Source organism: Streptomyces sp. NPDC002870 (assembly GCF_042888505.1).
Taxonomy (GTDB): Bacteria; Actinomycetota; Actinomycetes; order Streptomycetales; family Streptomycetaceae; genus Streptomyces.
Genome location: NZ_JBIAPW010000036.1, coordinates 38143 through 55936, shown reverse-complemented (window position 1 = coordinate 55936; position 17794 = coordinate 38143). Strand labels below are relative to the sequence as shown.

The following is a 17794-nucleotide window of genomic DNA, read 5'->3' as shown; positions in this document are numbered from 1 at the left end:
CTCACCCGGCGGGGGTCGTGGGCGGCGGGGCATGGGTGTACATGGTGAGCAGCAGCGCGATGTCGTCCACTCGCTTCGGGGACTGGCCGGCGTCCCGCAGGAGCGCGTCGGCCAGGTCTTCCAGGGAGACCACACGAGCATGGGCCAGCGAGGTCCGCAGCCGGTCCATGCCCACACCGATCTCGGACTCGCGTGTCTCGATCAGTCCGTCCGTGTAGAGGGCCAGGATCGAGCCGGGCGGGAGACTCAGCTCCGATTCCGGGTAGTCGACGGCGCGCTTCACTCCGAGTAGCGGGCCGCCTGGCAGATCCAGGATCTCGGTGTGTCCGTCGGGCAGGCGCAGCATGGGCGGGCAGTGGCCCGCGCGGACCACGTGCGCGACTCCCGACTCCGGGTCGAGGAGGACGTAGCAGCAGCTGGCGAGGAGCCCGGGGTCGAGATCGAGGAGCTGCCGGTTGGTGCGGGCGATCACGTCGCTCGGTCGGTGGCCCGCGGAGGCGAAGGCCCGTACAGCGCTTCGCAGTTGGCCCATGACGGCCGCGGCGGCGACGTTGTGGCCTTCGACGTCTCCGACGACCAGCACGACGCCGTGGTCGGTGGGGATCGCGTCGTACCAGTCGCCGCCGATGTCCATCCCGCGGGTACCGGGCAGATACCGGCCGGTGACGCGGACGCCCGGCATCGTGGGCAGTCGGTGCGGAAGCAGCGCGTTCTGCAGGCCCCGGGCGAGGGCGAACTCGGCGTCGTAGAGCCTGGCACGTTCCAGTGCCTGGGCGATCAGTCCGCTCAGCGCGGTGAGGAGGCTTCGGTCGTCGTTGGAGAACCAATGGACCTCGTCGAAGCCCAGGACGCAGGCACCCACGGGGCGGTTGGAGGCGATCAGGGGCAGGAACACGAAGGAGCTGGACTCGGTGTGGAGTTCGGGATAGGCCCGCGAGAACTCTGCCCGCGATTCGATGAACAGCGGGACACCGGAGGCCAGCGCCCCGGTCATGGGCTCCCGGGCGTGATGCAGCGGCAGGCCCTCGAAGCGCTCCAGGAAGCTCTCGCGGTAGCCGCGCTGCGACAGCAGACGCATGCGCCGCTCCTGCACCACGTAAGTGGCCAGCCGATGACCGCCGACGGCGGGCAGGAGCTGATCGGCGACGACATCGCACACTTCGCGCGCGGTGACCGCCTCGGTCAGGGCGCTGCTCATCTGAAGGACGCGGTAGATGGCGCCCAGGCGGGTCGGGGCGGGCCGCGAGGACGGGGCTGCCTCCTCCGCGGGCGGTGATCCGGGTTCGGTCCCCGCCGGGACCGGTTGTCCGGCCGGGGCCGCCCAGCCGGTCATGCCCTGCGCGTCCGGGCGGAGGGAGAACACGAGCCACTGGTCGGGGGATTGGACCAGGAACGAGACGGGCTGCTGGGAGACCCTGGCGGCTCGGAAGCGGTCTTCGTAGGCGGGATCGGCCAGCCACGGCAGGGCGTCCCAGGGGCGTTGGCCGACCAGATCCTCCCGGCGTACGCGCAGCAGCCGCACCAGACTGTGGTTGGCGTAGGTCACACAGCCCTCTCGGTCGAGGGAGAAGAAGCCGTCCGCGAGCCGTTCGATCGCCGCGACGGCGGCCATACCGGCCCCGAGGTCGAGGACCCCGCCCACCAGGTGGGGCGGCGTCTCCTGGCCGGCGGCGGTCTCGGGCACCCGGCCCCACAGCTCGACGGTACGGTGACCGCCGCCCTTCTCCGGCACGCGCAGGACCTGGGCGAGGACGCGGCCCGCCTCGATCCCAGCACGGCCGGCAGCCCGGAAACCGAAACGGTCCGCTGGGTGCACCTTGGCCGCCAGCGTGGCCGCTTGTCCGTCGTACTCGTCCGGGGCGAGGCCGAAGATCGCACACAACGTGGCATCCGCTTCGAGGGCTCCGCTGCGCAGGTTCCAGTCGAACAGGCCGACGCGTACCGCAGAGGAGGCAGGCACCGGGACCTCCACCGGAACGGTCTCCATGTCGCAACCGACGTCGACGCCGCGCGCGCTCAGCTCGGCGAGCGATGCGCCGAGGCGGCCGGCCGTGGTGCGCAACTGCCGTCGCTGTGCCTTGGACAGCCCGTGCCCTCCGGGCGGGGCGGCCCACACCGTGGCCAGGGACCCGAAGGTCTCCTGCCCCGCCGTGACCGGTACGGAGGCGGAGCCGAAGGGATAGGGCAATGCCACTGCGAGCTGGGGAAATCGCCGCATGGTCTCATCGGCGTCGGCCAGATGGACCGTCCGCCTGGAGCGGAACGCCTCCGCCACGGGAATGGGGCTGCTCACAGGAATCCGCTGCCAGCCGCCGAGCAGGGAGGGCGGCATCCCGGCCGCTGCGGCGAGCACCAGTGTCTGACGGTTGTGCGAGACCAGGAAGACACTCGCGGCGTGGGCCCCGGTCACCTCGACGGCCTTGAGTACGGCATCGGTCAGCGCGTCGTCGCGCTCCGCCGTGCCTTCGGCGCTCGTAGTGCCGAAGGGGTGCGTACTCGGTCTGGTATCGGTGGACGACACGCTGGCCCCGATCGCTGCGATGGTGGCGTGGCCTGCCCGTCAGAGGTGTATGTCCAATTCTCGTATGGAATGGTCCATCGCGAAACCCGGCCGGACGCCGGTCCCGCCGACCGCCGGAGGGGTCAGTCCCGGAGGTCGATCAGGCGCTCCGGTTGTGGGGGCGGGGCGATGAGTTTGCCCGCCCTGTGCCGTCCTACCTGCATGGACAAACAATTCAGCGCAACGCTGCAGAAGAGCCCTGCGAAGGGCGGCTGGACCTACCTGGTGTGGCCCGAGTCGGTCGAGTTCTTCGGCACCCGGGGCCTGGTCAAGGTCCGGGGCACGATCGACGGGCATCCGTTCCAGAGCTCGTTCATGGCTCTGGGGGACGGCACGCACAAGCTGCCCGTGAAGGCCGACGTGCGCAAGGCGATAGGCAAGGAGGCGGGGGACAGCGTGACGGTCCGCCTGGAGGAGAGGGTGACCGACTGATCGCTGACCGGACCCGGTCAAACGACAGCGGCCAGTACGGGACAATGGCCGCATGAGCCTGTTCCGTGATGACGGCGTCGTCCTGCGCACCCAGAAGCTGGGCGAGGCCGACCGCATCATCACGCTGCTCACCCGCGGGCACGGGCGGGTCCGCGCGGTCGCCCGGGGCGTGCGGCGGACCAAGTCCAAGTTCGGGGCCCGGCTCGAGCCCTTCTCCCATGTCGACGTGCAGTTCTTCGCCCGCGGCAGCGAACTCGTCGGCCGCGGGCTCCCCCTGTGCACCCAGAGCGAGACCATCGCTCCGTACGGTGGCGGCATCGTCACCGACTACGCCCGCTACACCGCCGGCACCGCCATGCTGGAGACCGCCGAGCGGTTCACCGACCACGAGGGCGAGCCCGCCGTCCAGCAGTACCTCCTCCTCGTCGGCGCCCTGCGCTCCCTCGCCCGGGGCGAGCACGCGCCCCATCTCATCCTCGACGCGTTCCTGCTGCGCTCCCTCGCCGTCAACGGCTACGCGCCCAGCTTCGACGACTGCGCGAAATGCGGCATGCACGGGCCCAACCGTTTCTTCTCCGTCGCCGCCGGCGGCGTCATATGCGGCGACTGCCGGGTGCCCGGCAGCGTCGTACCCTCTGCGGAGGCCATCGGTCTGCTCAGCGCGCTGCTGACCGGCGACTGGCCCACGGCGGACGCGTGCGAGGCGCGCCACGTCAGGGAGGGCAGCGGGCTCGTGTCCGCCTATCTGCACTGGCACCTGGAGCGTGGCCTGCGCTCGCTGAGGTACGTAGAGAAGTAGAGAAATAGGAGATGTGAGCCGCATGGCACGACGCGGAATCCTGGGCCGGAACCGCCGCGAGTACAAGGTCCCCGAGCCGCACCCCTCCGGCGCGCGCCCGCCGAAGATCCCCGGCGAGCTGGTGCCGAACCATGTGGCGTGCGTCATGGACGGCAACGGCCGCTGGGCCAAGGAACGCGGCCTGCCGCGCACGGAGGGCCACAGGGTCGGCGAGGGCGTCGTCCTCGACGTCCTCAAGGGCTGCATCGAGATGGGCGTCAAGAACCTCTCCCTGTACGCCTTCTCCACCGAGAACTGGAAGCGCTCGCCCGACGAGGTGCGCTTCCTGATGAACTTCAACCGCGACGTCATCCGCCGCCGCCGCGACGAGATGGACGAGCTGGGCATCCGTATCCGCTGGGTGGGCCGGATGCCGAAGATGTGGAAGTCCGTCGTCCAGGAGCTTCAGGTCGCGCAGGAGCAGACCAAGAACAACGACGCGATGACGCTGTACTTCTGCGTCAACTACGGTGGCCGCGCCGAGATCGCCGACGCCGCGGCAGCCATCGCGGCGGATGTGAAGGCCGGCAAGCTCGACCCGGCGAAGGTCTCCGAGAAGACGATCCAGAAGTACCTGTACTACCCGGACATGCCCGACGTCGACCTGTTCCTGCGCCCGAGCGGTGAGCAGCGGACGTCCAACTACCTGATCTGGCAGAGCAGTTACGCCGAGATGGTCTTCCAGGACGTGCTGTGGCCGGACTTCGACCGCCGGGACCTGTGGCGGGCATGCCTGGAGTACGCACAGCGGGACCGGCGGTTCGGCGGGGCGATCCCGAACGAGGAGCTGGAAGCGATGCGGGGGCGGCCCGAGGGCACGTCTGAGTGAGCGGGGCGGTGACTTCCCCCACCCCGCCCCTTCCCGAAACCCTGACGGGACGTCTGGGGGCTGACGCCCCAGACCCGCGAGCGGCAGCTTCGCGCCGCGCACACCCGGCACGGGCCGGGCCGGTTCTGTCCTCAAGCGCCGGACGGGCTTGAGAAATCAAGCCCGTCCGGCGCTTGAGGACACGGGGTCCGGGGCGGAGCCCCGGTTACTTGGCGGCGGCGGCCGCCGCGCACTCCGCGCACGTGCCGAAGACCTCGACCGTGTGCGCCACGTTCACGTAGCCGTGCTGCGCCGCGATCGTCTCCGCCCACTGCTCCACCGCCGGGCCCTCGACCTCGACCGCCTTGCCGCACACCCGGCACACCAGATGGTGGTGATGGTCGTCCGTCGAGCAGCGCCGGTAGACGGACTCGCCCTCGGACGTGCGCAACACATCCACCTCGCCCGCGTCCGCGAGCGACTGCAACGTGCGGTAGACCGTGGTCAGACCCACCGAGTCGCCGCGGTGTTTGAGCATGTCGTGCAGTTCCTGAGCGCTGCGGAACTCATCCACCTCGTCGAGCGCCGCAGCCACCGCGGCACGCTGCCGGGTCGACCGGCCTCGTACTGGGGCGGTGTTCCCGCCGATTGGCGCCGTCGTCACAGGTGCCTCCTCGCTTTGCCCGCACACATGTCGGGCCATTCTGCCAGGCTCGGGGTCAGACCTTGACGTCGTCACCCGGCCGTCGTGAGCCCGGCACCTCCATGGTGCACTCGGCCTCGCTCGCCTCCAAAGTCCGCGCACGCCGCCTTGCCAGGGGTGTCGCCACCGCGGTCAGGGTCACGAAGATCGCTATGGCCAGCAGGACGATCGTCGCGCCCGGCGGCACGTCCTGGTAGTACGAGGTGGCGGTTCCGGCCAGCGTCACGGCAATGCCGATGCCCACCGCCACCGTGAACGTGGCCTTGAAAGACCGTGAAATCTGCTGGGCCGCGGCCACCGGCACCACCATCAGCGCGCTGACCAGCAGCAGCCCGACCACCCGCATCGCCACACTGACGGTGACGGCCGCAGTCACGGAGATCAGGAGATTCAGCGCACGCACCGGCAGACCGGTCACCCGCGCGAACTCCTCGTCCTGGCTGATCGCGAACAGCTGCCTGCGCAGCCCCAGCGAGACCAGCATGACAAAGGCGGCGAGCAGCGCGATCGCGGTGAGGTCCTCGTCGGAGACCGTGGACAGCGAGCCGAACAGGAACGAGCTCAGATTCGCGGTGGACCCGGCGTCCGAGATGTTGATCAGCAGGACGCCGCCCGCCATGCCGCCGTAGAAGAGCATCGCCAGCGCGATGTCGCCGCGGGTGCGTCCGTAGGCCCGGATCAGCTCCATCGCGATCGCGCCGACGACCGCAACGAGCGTCGCCATCCACACCGGGTTGGTCGACAGCAGAAAGCCGAGGCCGACGCCGGTCATCGCGACATGGCCGATGCCGTCGCCCATCAGCGCCTGCCGGCGCTGCACCAGGTAGATGCCGACGGCCGGCGCGGTGATGCCGACCAGCACGGCGGCGATGAGCGCCCGCTGCATGAAGGCCGTATCGAGGATTTCCATGATCAGGTCAGCAGTCCCGTGCGGAGCGGCTCGTCGGCCGCATGCGGATGTACGTGGTCGTGGCCGGGCAGCGCGTGCTGGCCCACGGCCTTTGGCGGCGGCCCGTCATGGACCACACAGCCGTCGCGCAGCACCACCGCGCGGTCGATCAAGGGCTCCAGCGCGCCCAGCTCGTGCAGCACCAGCAGCACGGTCGTTCCGGCCGCGACCTGCTCGCGCAGCGTGCCGGCCAGGATCTCCTGGCTGACCAGGTCCACGCCCGCCATCGGCTCGTCCATGATCAGAAGTTCCGGGTCGGAGGCCAGCGCACGCGCTATCAGCACTCGCTGGTGCTGGCCGCCGGAGAGGGCGTTCACCGAGTCACTGGCCCGGTCGGCGAGCCCCACGAGCTCTATGGCGCGCTGCACGGCCGCCCGGTCGGCCTTCGACAGCCGGCCCAGCCTCGTACGCGACAGACGCCCCGAGGAGACCACCTCACGCACCGTCGCGGGCACACCGCTCGACGCGGTGGTGCGCTGCGGTACGTAACCGACGCGCGACCATGCGCGAAAGCGCCGCAGCTCCGTGCCGAACAGGGCGATCTCCCCGCCGGTGAGCGGCACTTGGCCGATCAGGGAGCGCACGGCGGTGGACTTGCCCGAGCCATTGGCCCCGAGCAGCGCGACGACCTCACCGCGCTTGACGGTGAGGTCGATGCCGCGCAGCACGGGCCGCGAGCCGAGCGTGGCCTGAGCCCCGCGGATGGATATGACGGGCTCCATGGCCATGTCGTGCGCCTCCGATGCTGCCTTGCCTGCCTTGCCTGCCTTGCGGGTCACTTCGCGCCGAGAGCCTTCTGCAGGGCGGCGAGATTGGACTTCATGACCTCGATGTAGTCACGGCCCTGGGACTTGTCCGTGATTCCCTCGAGCGGGTCGAGGACGTCCGTCTTCAGGCCGGTGTCCTTGGCGAGGGTCTTGGCGGTCTTGTCGCTGGCGAGCGTCTCGAAGAAGACCGTGGTGACCTTGTCCTTCTCGGCGATGTCCTGCAGTTCCCTGATACGGGCCGGGCTGGGCTCGGACTCGGGGTCGAGGCCCGCGATGCCCTCCTGGTCCAGGCCGTACCGCTCGGCGAGGTAGCCGAAGGCGGAGTGGGTGGTGATGAAGGTCTTGGTCGTGGTGTTCTTCAGGCCCTGCTGGTACGCGGTGTTCAGCCCGTCCAGCTTCTTGACCAGCGCATCGGTGTTCTTCTTGTAGTCCGCGGCGTGGTCCGGGTCGGCCTTCTCCAGGGACTTTCCGACGCCCTTGGCGACCTCGGAGTACTTCACGGGGTCGAGCCAGATGTGGGGATCGGCGCCGGCCTCGCCCTCGCCCTCGTGGGCGTGCTCGTCGTGGCCGGGCTCTTCGTGGCTGTGGCCGCCCTCGGTGCCGTGGTGCTCCAGTTTGGTGAGGGTGGCGGCGTCGATCTTGTTCTTCGCCTCGGACTGGGCGATGGCCTTGTCGACGGCGGGCTGGATGCCCTTGAGGTAGAGGATGTAGCCGGCTTCGTTCAGCTCGGCGGTCTGGCGGGGCTTGAGCTCAAGATCGTGCGGCTCGACGCCCGGCTCGGTGAGAGTGGAGACGGAGACGTGGTCGCCACCGATCTGCTCTGCGAGATACTGCATAGGGTAGAAGGACGCCACCACCTTCAGCTTGTCGCCGTTCCTGCCGCCATCGGCGGCATTGGAGCTGGAGCAGGCGGATACGGCCATGAGGCCGAGGGCGACGGCTCCGGCAGCGACGGCGGTGGGTATGAGGCGGCGTACGTTCATGACAGTCATTTTCAACAAAACTGGAAACGATTGTCAACAAAGCTGTCGAGCCCCTTGCCCCCCAACCGATTTGATCCGGGGGGTCCGGCCGCCGGTAACCTGAAGCATTCGCCCGCCCGTCTCCCGACCACCACCCTCACCGAGGCGCTTCGCGCCGCATCTGTCCAATTCCCGTCGTCGTCGTAATGAAGAGAGCACCGTGGCCGCCGACAAGATCGACACCATCGTCAACCTGAGCAAGCGCCGTGGCTTCGTCTACCCGTGCAGCGAGATCTACGGCGGTCAGCGGGCCGCCTGGGACTATGGGCCGCTGGGTGTCGAGCTGAAGGAGAACCTCAAGCGTCAGTGGTGGCGCTACATGGTCACCTCGCGCGAGGACGTCGTCGGTATTGACTCGTCGGTGATCCTTGCCAGTGAGGTCTGGGAGGCGTCGGGTCACGTCGCCACCTTTACCGACCCGCTCACCGAGTGCACCTCCTGTCACAAGCGCTTCCGCGCCGACCACCTGGTGGAGGCGTACGAGGAGAAGCACGGCAAGGCCCCCGAGCACGGCCTCGCCGACCTGAACTGCCCCAACTGCGGCAACAAGGGCACGTTCACCGAGCCCAAGCAGTTCTCCGGCCTGCTCGCCACGCACCTCGGCCCGACCCAGGACTCCGGCTCCGTCGCCTATCTGCGGCCCGAAACAGCGCAGGGCATCTTCACCAACTTCGCGCAGGTGCAGCAGACTTCCCGCAAGAAGCCGCCGTTCGGCATCGCCCAGATGGGCAAGTCCTTCCGGAACGAGATCACTCCGGGCAACTTCATCTTCCGCACCCGCGAGTTCGAGCAGATGGAGATGGAGTTCTTCGTCAAGCCGGGCGAGGACGAGAAGTGGCAGGACTACTGGATGGAGCAGCGCTGGAACTGGTACCGCGACCTGGGTCTTCGTGAGGAGAACATGCGCTGGTACGAGCACCCGGCGGAGAAGCTCTCCCACTACTCCAAGCGCACCGCCGACATCGAGTACCGCTACCAGTTCGGCGGCAGCGAGTGGGGCGAGCTCGAGGGCGTCGCCAACCGCACCGACTTCGACCTCTCCGCGCACTCCAAGGCGTCGGGCCACGACCTGTCGTACTTCGACCAGGAAGCCGGCGAGCGCTACACCCCGTACGTCATCGAGCCCGCCGCCGGAGTCGGCCGCTCCATGCTCGCCTTCCTCCTCGACGCGTACAGCGAGGACGAGGCGCCGAACGCCAAGGGCGTCATGGAGAAGCGGGCCGTGATGCGCCTCGACCCGCGCCTCGCGCCCGTCAAGGTCGCCGTGCTGCCGCTGTCCCGCAACCCGCAGCTGTCCCCGAAGGCCAAGGGCCTCGCGGCCGACCTGCGCAAGCACTGGAACATCGAGTTCGACGACGCGGGCGCCATCGGCCGCCGCTACCGCCGCCAGGACGAGATCGGCACGCCGTTCTGCGTCACCGTCGACTTCGACACCCTCGATGACGACGCCGTGACCGTGCGCGAGCGCGACACCATGAAGCAGGAGCGCGTCTCCCTGGACCAGATCCAGGGCTACCTCGGAAGCCGCCTGCTCGGCTGCTGACGTCTGCTGCCTTCTGCTGAATCTGCTGACATCTGCGGACGTTTGCGGACGTCTGGGACGTACGAAAGGCCGGCCGGGCCCCAGCCCGGCCGGCCTTCCCATGCCGTCTACAGTTCCTGGAATGTGGCGCTTGAGCGCCCGTTGAACGCCCGCTGGGCTACGCATGGGGCAACAGCGCGACAAGAGGCTGCTGTTGATGTTGTCCCTGCTGCACACTGGGCGCAGTCGTCACCAGGAGGACACGATGCCGTCCATGACCACCAGCAAGGTCAGCAGATGGGATCAGCACGGCCGCGAACACGTCGTGCACGTACAGAAGTCGGGCATGCAGCGGACGCTGACCTGCGACACCTGCGGCTGGCGCAAGGGGGTGCAGTTCCTGCCCTGGCTCAAGGCCGAAGAACACCTCGCCGAGGAACACCAGGCGACGGTCGACCCGAGCGCGTGAGCTGAACGCTCCGGCCCGGGCGCCCGGCTTCAGGCGCTCAGGCCGCGCGGCACCAGATATGTCGACGGGGTGGACTAGTTCTGGTTGATGGAGAAGGGGAGGGCGATGTCGAAGACCTGGTGGCCGGCAGGGAAGGCGCCGTAGTCGGTGGCTTTTCCGGTCAGCGGGTTGACCTTGAAGAAGCGGAAGGCGCCGCCTGTGTCGAGGGCGGCGAAGCCTTGGTTGCTGCCGTCCTTGGGCGAGAAGAAGATGTCGAAGCCCGCACTCGGGCCGACGTCCACGCCGAGGTTTCCGGTCGGGGCGAGGGTGCCGGAGTTGGCTGGGGACTGCAGCGAGACGCGGTCGTTGGTGGTGTCGATGTCGAACAGGCTGGTGGCGGTGGCCAAGTCGAGGTCGTTGTTGGTGTAGGCGGCGCCGGTCACCCCGAGGGCGGGGGTGACGGCGGGCGGGTTGGTGAGAGTCGTGTCGGCGACGGTGCCGCCGACGGGGGCGGTCACGTTGTGGCGCAGGTTCTGCCCTGTGTCGCTGATGATCCGCAGCCGGTCGGCGGCCGGGTTGAAGTCCACGCCGAAGAGCGTGCCCTGGAGAGCGATGCTCAGCTGGGACACCTTCGTCGCCACGGCGTTCGCGGTGTTCAGGGTGTAGATGCCGCCGGCGTTGCCGACGCCGTACAGCCGGCCGTCCTGGACGCGGTAGTCGATACCGACCAGCGAGGTGTCACCGGCAAGACCGCTGACGGTCCCGATCGAGGTGACACTGCCGGGTTTGCTGGTGCGGAAGTGCACCAGACGCTGGTCGGATGTCAGTCCGGCCACGTTCAGACCGCCGCGGCCGCCGCCGTCACCCCGGGCGGGGTCAGCGGCCAGTGCCGGGACGCTGGTGGACAGGGCGGCGGCGAGGGCCACCGCGAGTATTGCCTTGCGCATTCAATTCTCCACGGAGTCCAGGCGCCCGCAGAGCCGGGCGCCGCCCCTACGACAAAACCAGCGACGTATCAGCCGGGCACGCCGAGCACAGCCATACGGCGCAATCCCTGGACCCTGGAGCAGCCCCGAACCGGCGCCGGGCGGTGATGTACTCGCCGCGGGCGCTCTGGTGGTCGGTCGTCATCGGTCAGTACACGGGCCTCGTCCGAAAACTGGTTATTGCCAGGCCCCCCGGCGGGGTACCGTCACCTGCATGTCTTCGTTCTTCCAGATCTACGAGTGAGAGGGCGGCGGTCCACTCCGCCCCCCGTCTGACGATCCCCGAGTCACTTCTCACCACGATGGGAGAACCCCGTGGCCAAGAGCCGTAACAACCTCCTCGGCGTGGGCGGACAGCGAAAGAAGCTGTCCCGAGCCGACCAGCAGGGCAACGGTCCCGCGCGCAACGCCGATCGCAAGGCGTCCGCCGACCAGAAGCAGGACTTGGTGCGCAAGATGCGCGAGCGAGCCCAGGGCGGCAGCACGCCCGATGCGCCGCAGGAGCAGCAGGCCTGATCAACACCGTGGGCCCGGACCGCACCGCGCGGTCCGGGCCCACGGCCGCGGCGCACGTGATCCGGGCCCGGTTTCGAAGTCGGTCAGCCCGTGAAGCGGGTCACTGCGGGGACCAGGTCGCCCTGCTTGGCGATGCCCACGGTCCACAGGTCGGCGCTCTGCGGGACCGTGCTGAATCCCCGTACCACCACACCGGGGTCGGCGCTCTGCTCCCAGCGGCTCTGCTGTCCGTTCCAGCGCAGGGCGACGGAGACCGCGCCCTTGCCGCCGACCGCCCACAGCACGCCGTCCCCAGCTCGTCCGACCGCCCGGAGCCGGCCGTCGGCGACGCCGGGTGTGGTGACGGCGGCCCACTTCTTGCCGTCCCAGTGCAGCGCGTAGGGGCGCTCCGAGCCCTTGGAGTCCACGCCGCCCACGGCCCAGATGTCGTCGGCGGCCAGTGCGGCGACCGCGCCGACGAAGGGGTCTTCACCGCTCTTGCCCGCGGGAGCGTCGAAGCGCTTCCAGGACGTGCCGTCCCAGTGCAGCAGCAGGGCGGTCTGATCGGTGGTGTCGGTGCCGAAGACCGTGCCCGCCGCCCAGATGTCGTCAGGCGCGACGGCGGCGAGGCTGGTGAGTTCGCCCTTGCCGACGTCGGGCAGGGACTGCCGGCGCCAGGCCGAGCCGTCCCACGACTGGATGGCGGGTACCGCGTTCTTGATGGACTGCGGTACCGCCCGGCCGACCGTCCAGGCCTTTGTGTCGGACGTCGTCGCCACCGCGTCGGGCACTACCCGGCCGACCGGGTCCCGGTCCAGGTTGCGCGCGGTCCAGGAGGTGCCGTCCCAGTGCGCCGTGCCGGCGCCGACCGCCCAGATGTCCTTGGCCGAGCGGACGGCGAGCGCCTGCGGGAAGCTGCCGTTCGGCAGCGTCGACTCCTGAGTCCAGGTGGTGCCGTTCCAGCGCAGGGCCAGCGCCTCCACTTCGGTCGCGCTCTTCAGCCGGTAGCCGACGGCCCACGCCTGTTTGTCGCTGAGCGCGGCCACGGCGGTCAGGTCGCCCTTCGTCACGGGGACCGGCGTCCGCTGCCACTGTCCGGCGACGCGGGACGTTGCGGCGGAGGTGTCCGACCCGGTGGGGGCGGGTGCGGGACCGGCCCAGCCCGTGCCGGCGACGACCAGGCCGCCGGTCGCGACGGCGCCGGCGGCCAGCGCCGCCACCAGAGACCGGCGCACGTTCAGGCGCCCGGATGACTTGCTCGTATGCATCACGGAAATCCTTCGGTGATCGGTGGTGGGCTACTGGACCGTGGTCGTGATGACGAAGTCGAAGGCGCCGGTATAGGCGCCGTCCCGCGGGCCCGCGAGCGCGATCGTGCAGGCCCGGTTGATGAGCCTGTCGGCGGCGTTGAGCGCGGCGAAGTCCCTGCCGTACGCCTGGGTGTCGTCCGGGAAGTACAGCTGCGTGATCAGGACCGGTCCGCCGGGGGCCTGGACCTGGGTGTGGATATGGGGTGCTCGTTGGCCCCAACGCCCCCAGTAGTCACGGGGGATGATCGTGCTGAGCCGGAAGCCGCCCCTGCCGTTGGTGTACTGGTGGCCGCGCAGCGAAAACCCTGAGGTGTCGTAGTCGCCGTTCTGGTCGCACTGCCAGAACTCGACCAGCGTCCCGGGCAGGGGCTTGCAGACGGTGTCGTAGACGACGCCGGTGAGGTCGAGCCGCACTCCGCGGATGGCCGGGGTGATGAAGTCTCCCCGCTCCGGGGACTGCGGTTTGAAGAGCGGGCCCTCCATCGCCGCCGGGGTCTCGTGCCCGTCGCAGGCGGGTGTGACGGCCAGGGGGCGTCCCGCCAGGCGCGCCGCGGCCACCGCGGTCACGGGGGCCGCGGGGGCGGCGGGGGCGGCGGGCGCGGCCCCCGTCGCCGCGAGGGCCGCGGCGGTCACTCCCACCGAGCTCGTTTTGATGAACGCCCTTCGTGAGCTGGTGTGTTCGCCGTCCGCATCGTGGTCATGCCGCATCGGGTCTCCTCGCCGGATTCGATCGCCGGACAGGGCATTCCGTGGGGGAAGGACCGGGATCCACGCCCACGAGTCCTCGGAATGCCCTGTTCCGACTCAGCCTGACCGCTGTCGTGACCGAGCGGATCGATCAGATGACCGGCGGGTTCGCGGCGTTACGAAACCTCGTCCCGGCGCGGCGCGCCGTCCGGGGCGCCGCGCCGTTCCTGTCCGGCCACCACCCACAGCGCGATCTGTGTCCGGGACCGCATGCCCAGCTTGTCGCGGACGTTGTCGAGGTGCGTGGCGACGGTGCTCGCCGACAGGTCCAGGCGAGCGGCGATCTCGCGGTTGGTCAGCCCCTGAGCGACCAGCGCGGCCACCGCCGCCTCCCGACCGGTCAGCGGCGAATCCGCGCCGGCGTCACCGACGGCCGCGGCGTCGTCGTCCGCCCGCAGCGCGTACGCGAGCAGCCGCTCCCAGCCCAGCCTGCCCGCACCGGCGGGCGCCCCGTCCCGCGCCGCGGCGGGCAGCGCCGCCATCGCGCGGGCCGCCGCCGCCTCGACCTGTCGCTGCCACCCGGCTTCCGGCTCGGTGTCCAGCCGCCGTCGTGCCTGCGCGCCGGCGGCGAACAGACGCAGTGACCGTTTCATCTCGCCCCGTTCGGCCGCCACGATGGCGAGTCCTTCGAGCGGATACAGCGCGTGGAAGCTCTCGCCGGGCACCGCCCGCAGAGCCTCGGCGAACAGCTCCTCCGCCGCGTCGAGTTCGCCCAGCGCGAGCCGTATCGCTCCGGCGGTGTGCAGCGCCGCCGACGACTGGCACCAGGGCTGCCGCTTCCTCAGCAGGGGCAGGCAGGAAGCCATCAGCGCGTCGCCCTCGGCTGCCTTGCCGACATGCAGCAGGGCCCATGCCAGGTGATGCCGGCACCATGCCTCGTCCCGGGGGCTGCCGAGCGTGACGACGACGTCCAGGCACTCCGCGAAGTCGGCGACCGCCTCGGAGAACTCGCCGCGGCTCAGCTTGGCGGCCGCCCGCGCGTCCAGCGCGTTGGCGAGTCCCGCAGGATCGTCACGCCGCTGCTCTACGGCCACCGCCTGCTCCGCGAAGCGCAGAGCGGCCGCCGGGTCCGCCTGCTGGCAGGCCGCGCGTGCGGCGAGCGCCAGGGCGGCACCGCCGTGCGCGGAGCCGCTGTCCTGCTCCAGCACCTGAGTCAGCAACGCGCGGGCTGCCGTCAGCTGCTCCTCCTGGAAGTGCACCCGTGCCAGCGCCAGCGCCAGCCCGGTGTGCGGTGGGCCGTCGCGGCCGGCGGTGTGTGCGACGGCCGCGGCGAGGTTGTCCCGCTCCTCGGTGAGCGGTCCGCCGGCCTGGTCGGCGAACACCTGATCCGCCACAGGGAGCATCAACCCGGTCAGCCAGTCGACGGCCCGCCGCCAGGTGCCGTCCAGTTCGCCGGATTCGTCGAGGCGGTCCAGAGCGTAGGCGCGGATGGCGCTCAACTGCCGGAACCTCGCCGTTCCTTCGGCGTCCTCCGGCAGCCGTACGATCAAGGACTTGGCCTCCAGCGCGCACAGCACCCGCATGACGTGCCGCGGCTCTATCCCGCCGTCCGCGCAGACCGCGGCCGCGCCCTCGGCGTCGAATCCGCCGACGAGGACTGCGAGCCGGCGAAAGAGCGTCTGCTCCTCGCGGTCCAGTAATCGATGGCTCCAGTCGATCGCGGCGGCCAGCTCGCGGTGCCGTCCCGGCCCGGTTCTGCTGCCGTCCGTGAGGAGGGCGAGCTGGTCGTCCAGTCCGGTCAGGATGTCGGTCAGCGGGAGGGCGCCCGTGCGGCGGGCCGCCAGTTCGATGGCCAGCGGCATGCCGTCCAGCCGCCGGCAGATCTCCGCGACCGTACGGGCATTGCCGGAGTCCAGCGCGAATCCGGGTGCGCGGCTGCCGGCACGCTCCACGAAGAGCCGTACGGCCTCCGCCCGCAGCACGGCCGCCGGGTCGTCGTCCTCCCCGGCGGGCGACAGGGACAACTCGCCGACCCGGAACACGACTTCGCCGGGCACGCGCAGCACCTCGCGGCTGGTGGCGAGGATACGCAGCCTGGGGCACCGGCTCAGCAGGGCCGCGGCCAGCTGTGCGCACGCCTCGGCCAGGTGCTCACAGTTGTCCAGGATCAGCAGCGTCGAGCGGTCGCCCAGCGCATGGGCCAGTGCCTCGACGCCGGTCCGGCTGCCGCGTTCGCCCACACCGAGCGCGGTGGCCACGGCCTGGGCCAGCCGGCCGCCGTCATGGAGCGAGTCCAGCTCGACCAGTCGGACCCGGCCGTCCCCGGCGCCGCGCAGACCGGCGGCGAACTCCAGCGCCAGACGTGTCTTGCCCACGCCACCCGGGCCGGTGAGCGTCAGCAGCCGTGACGACTTCAACAGGGCACGCAGCCGGGAGAGTTCACGCCCGCGGCCGACGAAGGAGTCCAGCGACCGTGGCAGGTCGCGGGCGGGGGCGGGCGAGGCCGCGGTGGCTGTGCCGTGCCGCCGTGCGGAGCGCCGACGGAAGGCGCGCTGTCTGCATGCGTCCGAGCAGTAGCGGGCGGGCCGCCCGCCCTGTGCCGGTTCGCTTCCTGGACGCCGGCCACGGCCGGACAGCGCGGTCCCGCATGTTTCGCATGTGCGACTCGGACTCATCTCCCGAATCCTTGCCCACCGACCGTGGCCGGCACCACCGTGTCGGGCGAAGGTGAGCCACGCCCCACTGCCGTACCGGCCCGGGCCGCAGGCGGTGTGCCGCTATAAGGTCGCCGTGGAGGGCGACCGGCCCAGGTCCGGCGCTTCGAGGCGGTCCGCTGTGCGCCGTGCCGTCTGCTGCGCCCAGGCGCCGCTGGTCAGCGCGCCGACCACGAGGATGCACAGTCCGCATCCGGTGAGGACCCACCAGGCGGGGCGGCTCGCGGCGACGAAGCCTTCCGCGTACGAGGTGGACGAGACCCCGGCGGCCAGTACGGCCCCGATCACGGCGACGCCGAGGGTCTGCCCGATCTGCCGGCTGGTGGAGGCGACGGCTGCGGCGACTCCGGCCTGGGCACGCGGCATGCCGGAGACGGCGGTGTTGGTGATCGGCGTGTTCACCATGCCGAAGCCGAGACCGAACAGGACGTATCCCGCGAAGAGCATCGCATCGGAGGTCTCGGCCTCGTAGGCGGCGAACAGCACGCCGGTCGCGGCCATGGTGATGCCTGCGATCACCAGGGGGAGACGGGGGCCGCGGCTGCCGACGAGCCGCCCTGCCAGAGGTGCGCAGACGAGGGTCATGGCGGCCATCGGCAGCATGTACAGCCCTGCGTCCAGGGCGGACAGGCCGCGGACGTCCTGCAGATAGAGCGTGTTGAGGAAGAGGAATCCGCCGAGCGAGGCGAAGGCGCAGACCGCGATGACGGTGGCCCCGCTGAACGGCGCGCTGCGGAAGAAGCGGAGATCGATCAGCGGCTCGGCGCGCCTCGGCTCGTACAGCAGCAGTCCTGCGAGCGCGAGGACCGCGAGGGTGCTGAAGCCCAGGATGAGCGGCGAGGTCCAGCCGGCCGAGGGGCCCTCGATGATCGCGTACGTGAGCGAGCCGAGGAGCGCCATGATCAGCAGCTGGCCGACGGGGTCGGGGCGGCGCGGTTTCGGAGCGCGGGACTCCGGGACGTAGAGCCAGGTCAGCACCGCGGCGGCGAGCCCGATGGGCAGGTTGAGCCAGAAGATCGAGCGCCAGCCGACGCTGTCGACCAACACTCCGCCGACGAGGGGCCCCGCGGCCATGGAGATGCCGACCACGCCGCCCCACACTCCGATGGCGCGAGCGCGCTCGCGCGGGTCGGTGAAGGTGTTGGCGATGATCGACATCGCGACCGGGTTGAGCATGGAGCCGCCGGTGGCCTGCACCATCCGGAAGGCGACGAGCGACTCGAGGTTGGGGGCGAGGGAGCAGAGCAGCGAGCCGAGGGTGAACAGGAAGAGCCCGGCCTGGAAGACCCTGCGCCGGCCGATCCGGTCGGCGGTGGAGCCGGCGAGCATCAGCAGCGAGGCGAGGACCAGGGTGTATGCGTCGATCGTCCACTGCATCCCGGCCACGGAGGCGTCCAGATCCTTGCGGATGGAGGGCAGCGCGACATTGAGGACAGTGTTGTCGAGGCTGACGATCAGCAGGCTCATACAGCAGATCGCCAGCACGAGCAGTTGCCGCCGGTGTGTGAGCTCGGGCATACGCGGATCGTACGACCGGCCAACGTTTCCGGCAG

16 protein-coding genes are annotated in these 17794 nt (G+C 70.3%); 6 read left to right on the top strand and 10 right to left on the bottom strand.

Annotated features, from left to right (window positions below):
- Nucleotide 1: 1 nt before the first annotated feature.
- The gene (locus ACFYWY_RS31675; protein WP_389192723.1) at nucleotides 2–2521 is read right to left on the bottom strand and encodes a SpoIIE family protein phosphatase; all 2520 of its coding nucleotides are present in this window, start codon (nucleotides 2519–2521) and stop codon (nucleotides 2–4) included.
- Between the two features lie 201 nt (nucleotides 2522–2722).
- On the opposite strand from ACFYWY_RS31675, the gene ACFYWY_RS31670 reads away from it, so the two are divergent.
- Genes ACFYWY_RS31670 through ACFYWY_RS31660 form a run of 3 tightly spaced genes read left to right on the top strand, consistent with a single transcriptional unit; the run spans nucleotide 2723 to nucleotide 4659 of the window.
- The gene (locus ACFYWY_RS31670; protein ID WP_389192720.1) at nucleotides 2723–2992 is read left to right on the top strand and encodes a DUF1905 domain-containing protein; all 270 of its coding nucleotides are present in this window, start codon (nucleotides 2723–2725) and stop codon (nucleotides 2990–2992) included.
- A 52-nt stretch (nucleotides 2993–3044) separates the two neighbouring features.
- On the top strand, nucleotides 3045–3791 hold the full coding sequence (recO, locus tag ACFYWY_RS31665) for a DNA repair protein RecO (protein WP_389192717.1): 747 nt from the start codon (nucleotides 3045–3047) through the stop codon (nucleotides 3789–3791).
- Between the two features lie 22 nt (nucleotides 3792–3813).
- Nucleotides 3814–4659, top strand: a complete 846-nt coding sequence (locus ACFYWY_RS31660; RefSeq protein ID WP_389192714.1) for an isoprenyl transferase — start codon at nucleotides 3814–3816, stop codon at nucleotides 4657–4659.
- A gap of 205 nt (nucleotides 4660–4864) precedes the next feature.
- Here the strand turns inward: ACFYWY_RS31660 and ACFYWY_RS31655 are convergent, their stop codons facing one another.
- Genes ACFYWY_RS31655 through ACFYWY_RS31640 form a run of 4 tightly spaced genes read right to left on the bottom strand, consistent with a single transcriptional unit; the run spans nucleotide 4865 to nucleotide 8040 of the window.
- Nucleotides 4865–5302, bottom strand: coding sequence for a Fur family transcriptional regulator (locus ACFYWY_RS31655; protein WP_389192711.1), 438 nt, complete (start codon nucleotides 5300–5302; stop codon nucleotides 4865–4867).
- A 55-nt stretch (nucleotides 5303–5357) separates the two neighbouring features.
- Complete coding sequence (locus tag ACFYWY_RS31650; protein WP_389192709.1) at nucleotides 5358–6251, bottom strand: metal ABC transporter permease; 894 nt, start codon at nucleotides 6249–6251, stop codon at nucleotides 5358–5360.
- A gap of 2 nt (nucleotides 6252–6253) precedes the next feature.
- The gene (locus tag ACFYWY_RS31645; protein WP_389192832.1) at nucleotides 6254–7018 is read right to left on the bottom strand and encodes a metal ABC transporter ATP-binding protein; all 765 of its coding nucleotides are present in this window, start codon (nucleotides 7016–7018) and stop codon (nucleotides 6254–6256) included.
- 47 nt (nucleotides 7019–7065) lie between these two features.
- Nucleotides 7066–8040: a metal ABC transporter substrate-binding protein gene (locus ACFYWY_RS31640; protein WP_389192706.1), complete on the bottom strand. Its 975-nt coding sequence runs from the start codon at nucleotides 8038–8040 to the stop codon at nucleotides 7066–7068.
- Nucleotides 8041–8239: 199 nt separating this feature from the next.
- Between ACFYWY_RS31640 and ACFYWY_RS31635 the strand changes: the two genes are divergently transcribed.
- Together ACFYWY_RS31635 and ACFYWY_RS31630 are read left to right on the top strand one after the other, a co-directional pair.
- Nucleotides 8240–9622 carry a glycine--tRNA ligase gene (locus tag ACFYWY_RS31635; protein WP_389192703.1) on the top strand — a complete coding sequence of 461 codons (1383 nt, stop codon included), beginning with the start codon at nucleotides 8240–8242 and terminating at the stop codon, nucleotides 9620–9622.
- A 244-nt stretch (nucleotides 9623–9866) separates the two neighbouring features.
- Nucleotides 9867–10070 carry a hypothetical protein gene (locus tag ACFYWY_RS31630; RefSeq protein ID WP_389192699.1) on the top strand — a complete coding sequence of 68 codons (204 nt, stop codon included), beginning with the start codon at nucleotides 9867–9869 and terminating at the stop codon, nucleotides 10068–10070.
- A 74-nt stretch (nucleotides 10071–10144) separates the two neighbouring features.
- Here ACFYWY_RS31630 and ACFYWY_RS31625 read toward each other — a convergent pair whose 3' ends face one another.
- Nucleotides 10145–10996: a DUF4394 domain-containing protein gene (locus ACFYWY_RS31625; RefSeq protein WP_389192696.1), complete on the bottom strand. Its 852-nt coding sequence runs from the start codon at nucleotides 10994–10996 to the stop codon at nucleotides 10145–10147.
- A gap of 354 nt (nucleotides 10997–11350) precedes the next feature.
- Between ACFYWY_RS31625 and ACFYWY_RS31620 the strand changes: the two genes are divergently transcribed.
- Nucleotides 11351–11551 (top strand): DUF6243 family protein, encoded by a 201-nt coding sequence (locus ACFYWY_RS31620; protein ID WP_389192693.1) that lies wholly within the window; start codon nucleotides 11351–11353, stop codon nucleotides 11549–11551.
- 83 nt (nucleotides 11552–11634) lie between these two features.
- On the opposite strand, the gene ACFYWY_RS31615 is transcribed toward ACFYWY_RS31620, so the two are convergent.
- The 4 genes from ACFYWY_RS31615 to ACFYWY_RS31600 form a co-directional block, all read right to left on the bottom strand.
- Nucleotides 11635–12798: a hypothetical protein gene (locus ACFYWY_RS31615; protein WP_389192690.1), complete on the bottom strand. Its 1164-nt coding sequence runs from the start codon at nucleotides 12796–12798 to the stop codon at nucleotides 11635–11637.
- Nucleotides 12799–12828: 30 nt separating this feature from the next.
- Nucleotides 12829–13548 carry a dioxygenase gene (locus tag ACFYWY_RS31610; RefSeq protein WP_389192688.1) on the bottom strand — a complete coding sequence of 240 codons (720 nt, stop codon included), beginning with the start codon at nucleotides 13546–13548 and terminating at the stop codon, nucleotides 12829–12831.
- A gap of 155 nt (nucleotides 13549–13703) precedes the next feature.
- Nucleotides 13704–16202 (bottom strand): ATP-binding protein, encoded by a 2499-nt coding sequence (locus ACFYWY_RS31605; protein WP_389192685.1) that lies wholly within the window; start codon nucleotides 16200–16202, stop codon nucleotides 13704–13706.
- 102 nt (nucleotides 16203–16304) lie between these two features.
- A complete protein-coding gene (locus ACFYWY_RS31600) occupies nucleotides 16305–17759 on the bottom strand; it encodes an MFS transporter (RefSeq protein ID WP_389192683.1) in 1455 nt (484 codons plus the stop codon).
- Nucleotides 17760–17794: the final 35 nt, after the last annotated feature.

What these genes read in the sequence shown, in the direction of transcription:
- recO (WP_389192717.1), top strand. Translation starts at nt 3,045, where the DNA reads ATGAGCCTGTTCCGTGATGACGGCGTCGTCCTGCGCACCCAGAAGCTG.
- ACFYWY_RS31640 (WP_389192706.1), bottom strand. Translation starts at nt 8,040, where the DNA reads ATGAACGTACGCCGCCTCATACCCACCGCCGTCGCTGCCGGAGCCGTC.
- ACFYWY_RS31610 (WP_389192688.1), bottom strand. Translation starts at nt 13,548, where the DNA reads ATGCGGCATGACCACGATGCGGACGGCGAACACACCAGCTCACGAAGG.
- ACFYWY_RS31605 (WP_389192685.1), bottom strand. Translation starts at nt 16,202, where the DNA reads ATGAGTCCGAGTCGCACATGCGAAACATGCGGGACCGCGCTGTCCGGC.
- ACFYWY_RS31630 (WP_389192699.1), top strand. Translation starts at nt 9,867, where the DNA reads ATGCCGTCCATGACCACCAGCAAGGTCAGCAGATGGGATCAGCACGGC.
- ACFYWY_RS31670 (WP_389192720.1), top strand. Translation starts at nt 2,723, where the DNA reads ATGGACAAACAATTCAGCGCAACGCTGCAGAAGAGCCCTGCGAAGGGC.
- ACFYWY_RS31645 (WP_389192832.1), bottom strand. Translation starts at nt 7,018, where the DNA reads ATGGCCATGGAGCCCGTCATATCCATCCGCGGGGCTCAGGCCACGCTC.
- ACFYWY_RS31625 (WP_389192696.1), bottom strand. Translation starts at nt 10,996, where the DNA reads ATGCGCAAGGCAATACTCGCGGTGGCCCTCGCCGCCGCCCTGTCCACC.
- ACFYWY_RS31615 (WP_389192690.1), bottom strand. Translation starts at nt 12,798, where the DNA reads ATGCATACGAGCAAGTCATCCGGGCGCCTGAACGTGCGCCGGTCTCTG.
- ACFYWY_RS31650 (WP_389192709.1), bottom strand. Translation starts at nt 6,251, where the DNA reads ATGGAAATCCTCGATACGGCCTTCATGCAGCGGGCGCTCATCGCCGCC.
- ACFYWY_RS31660 (WP_389192714.1), top strand. Translation starts at nt 3,814, where the DNA reads ATGGCACGACGCGGAATCCTGGGCCGGAACCGCCGCGAGTACAAGGTC.
- ACFYWY_RS31600 (WP_389192683.1), bottom strand. Translation starts at nt 17,759, where the DNA reads ATGCCCGAGCTCACACACCGGCGGCAACTGCTCGTGCTGGCGATCTGC.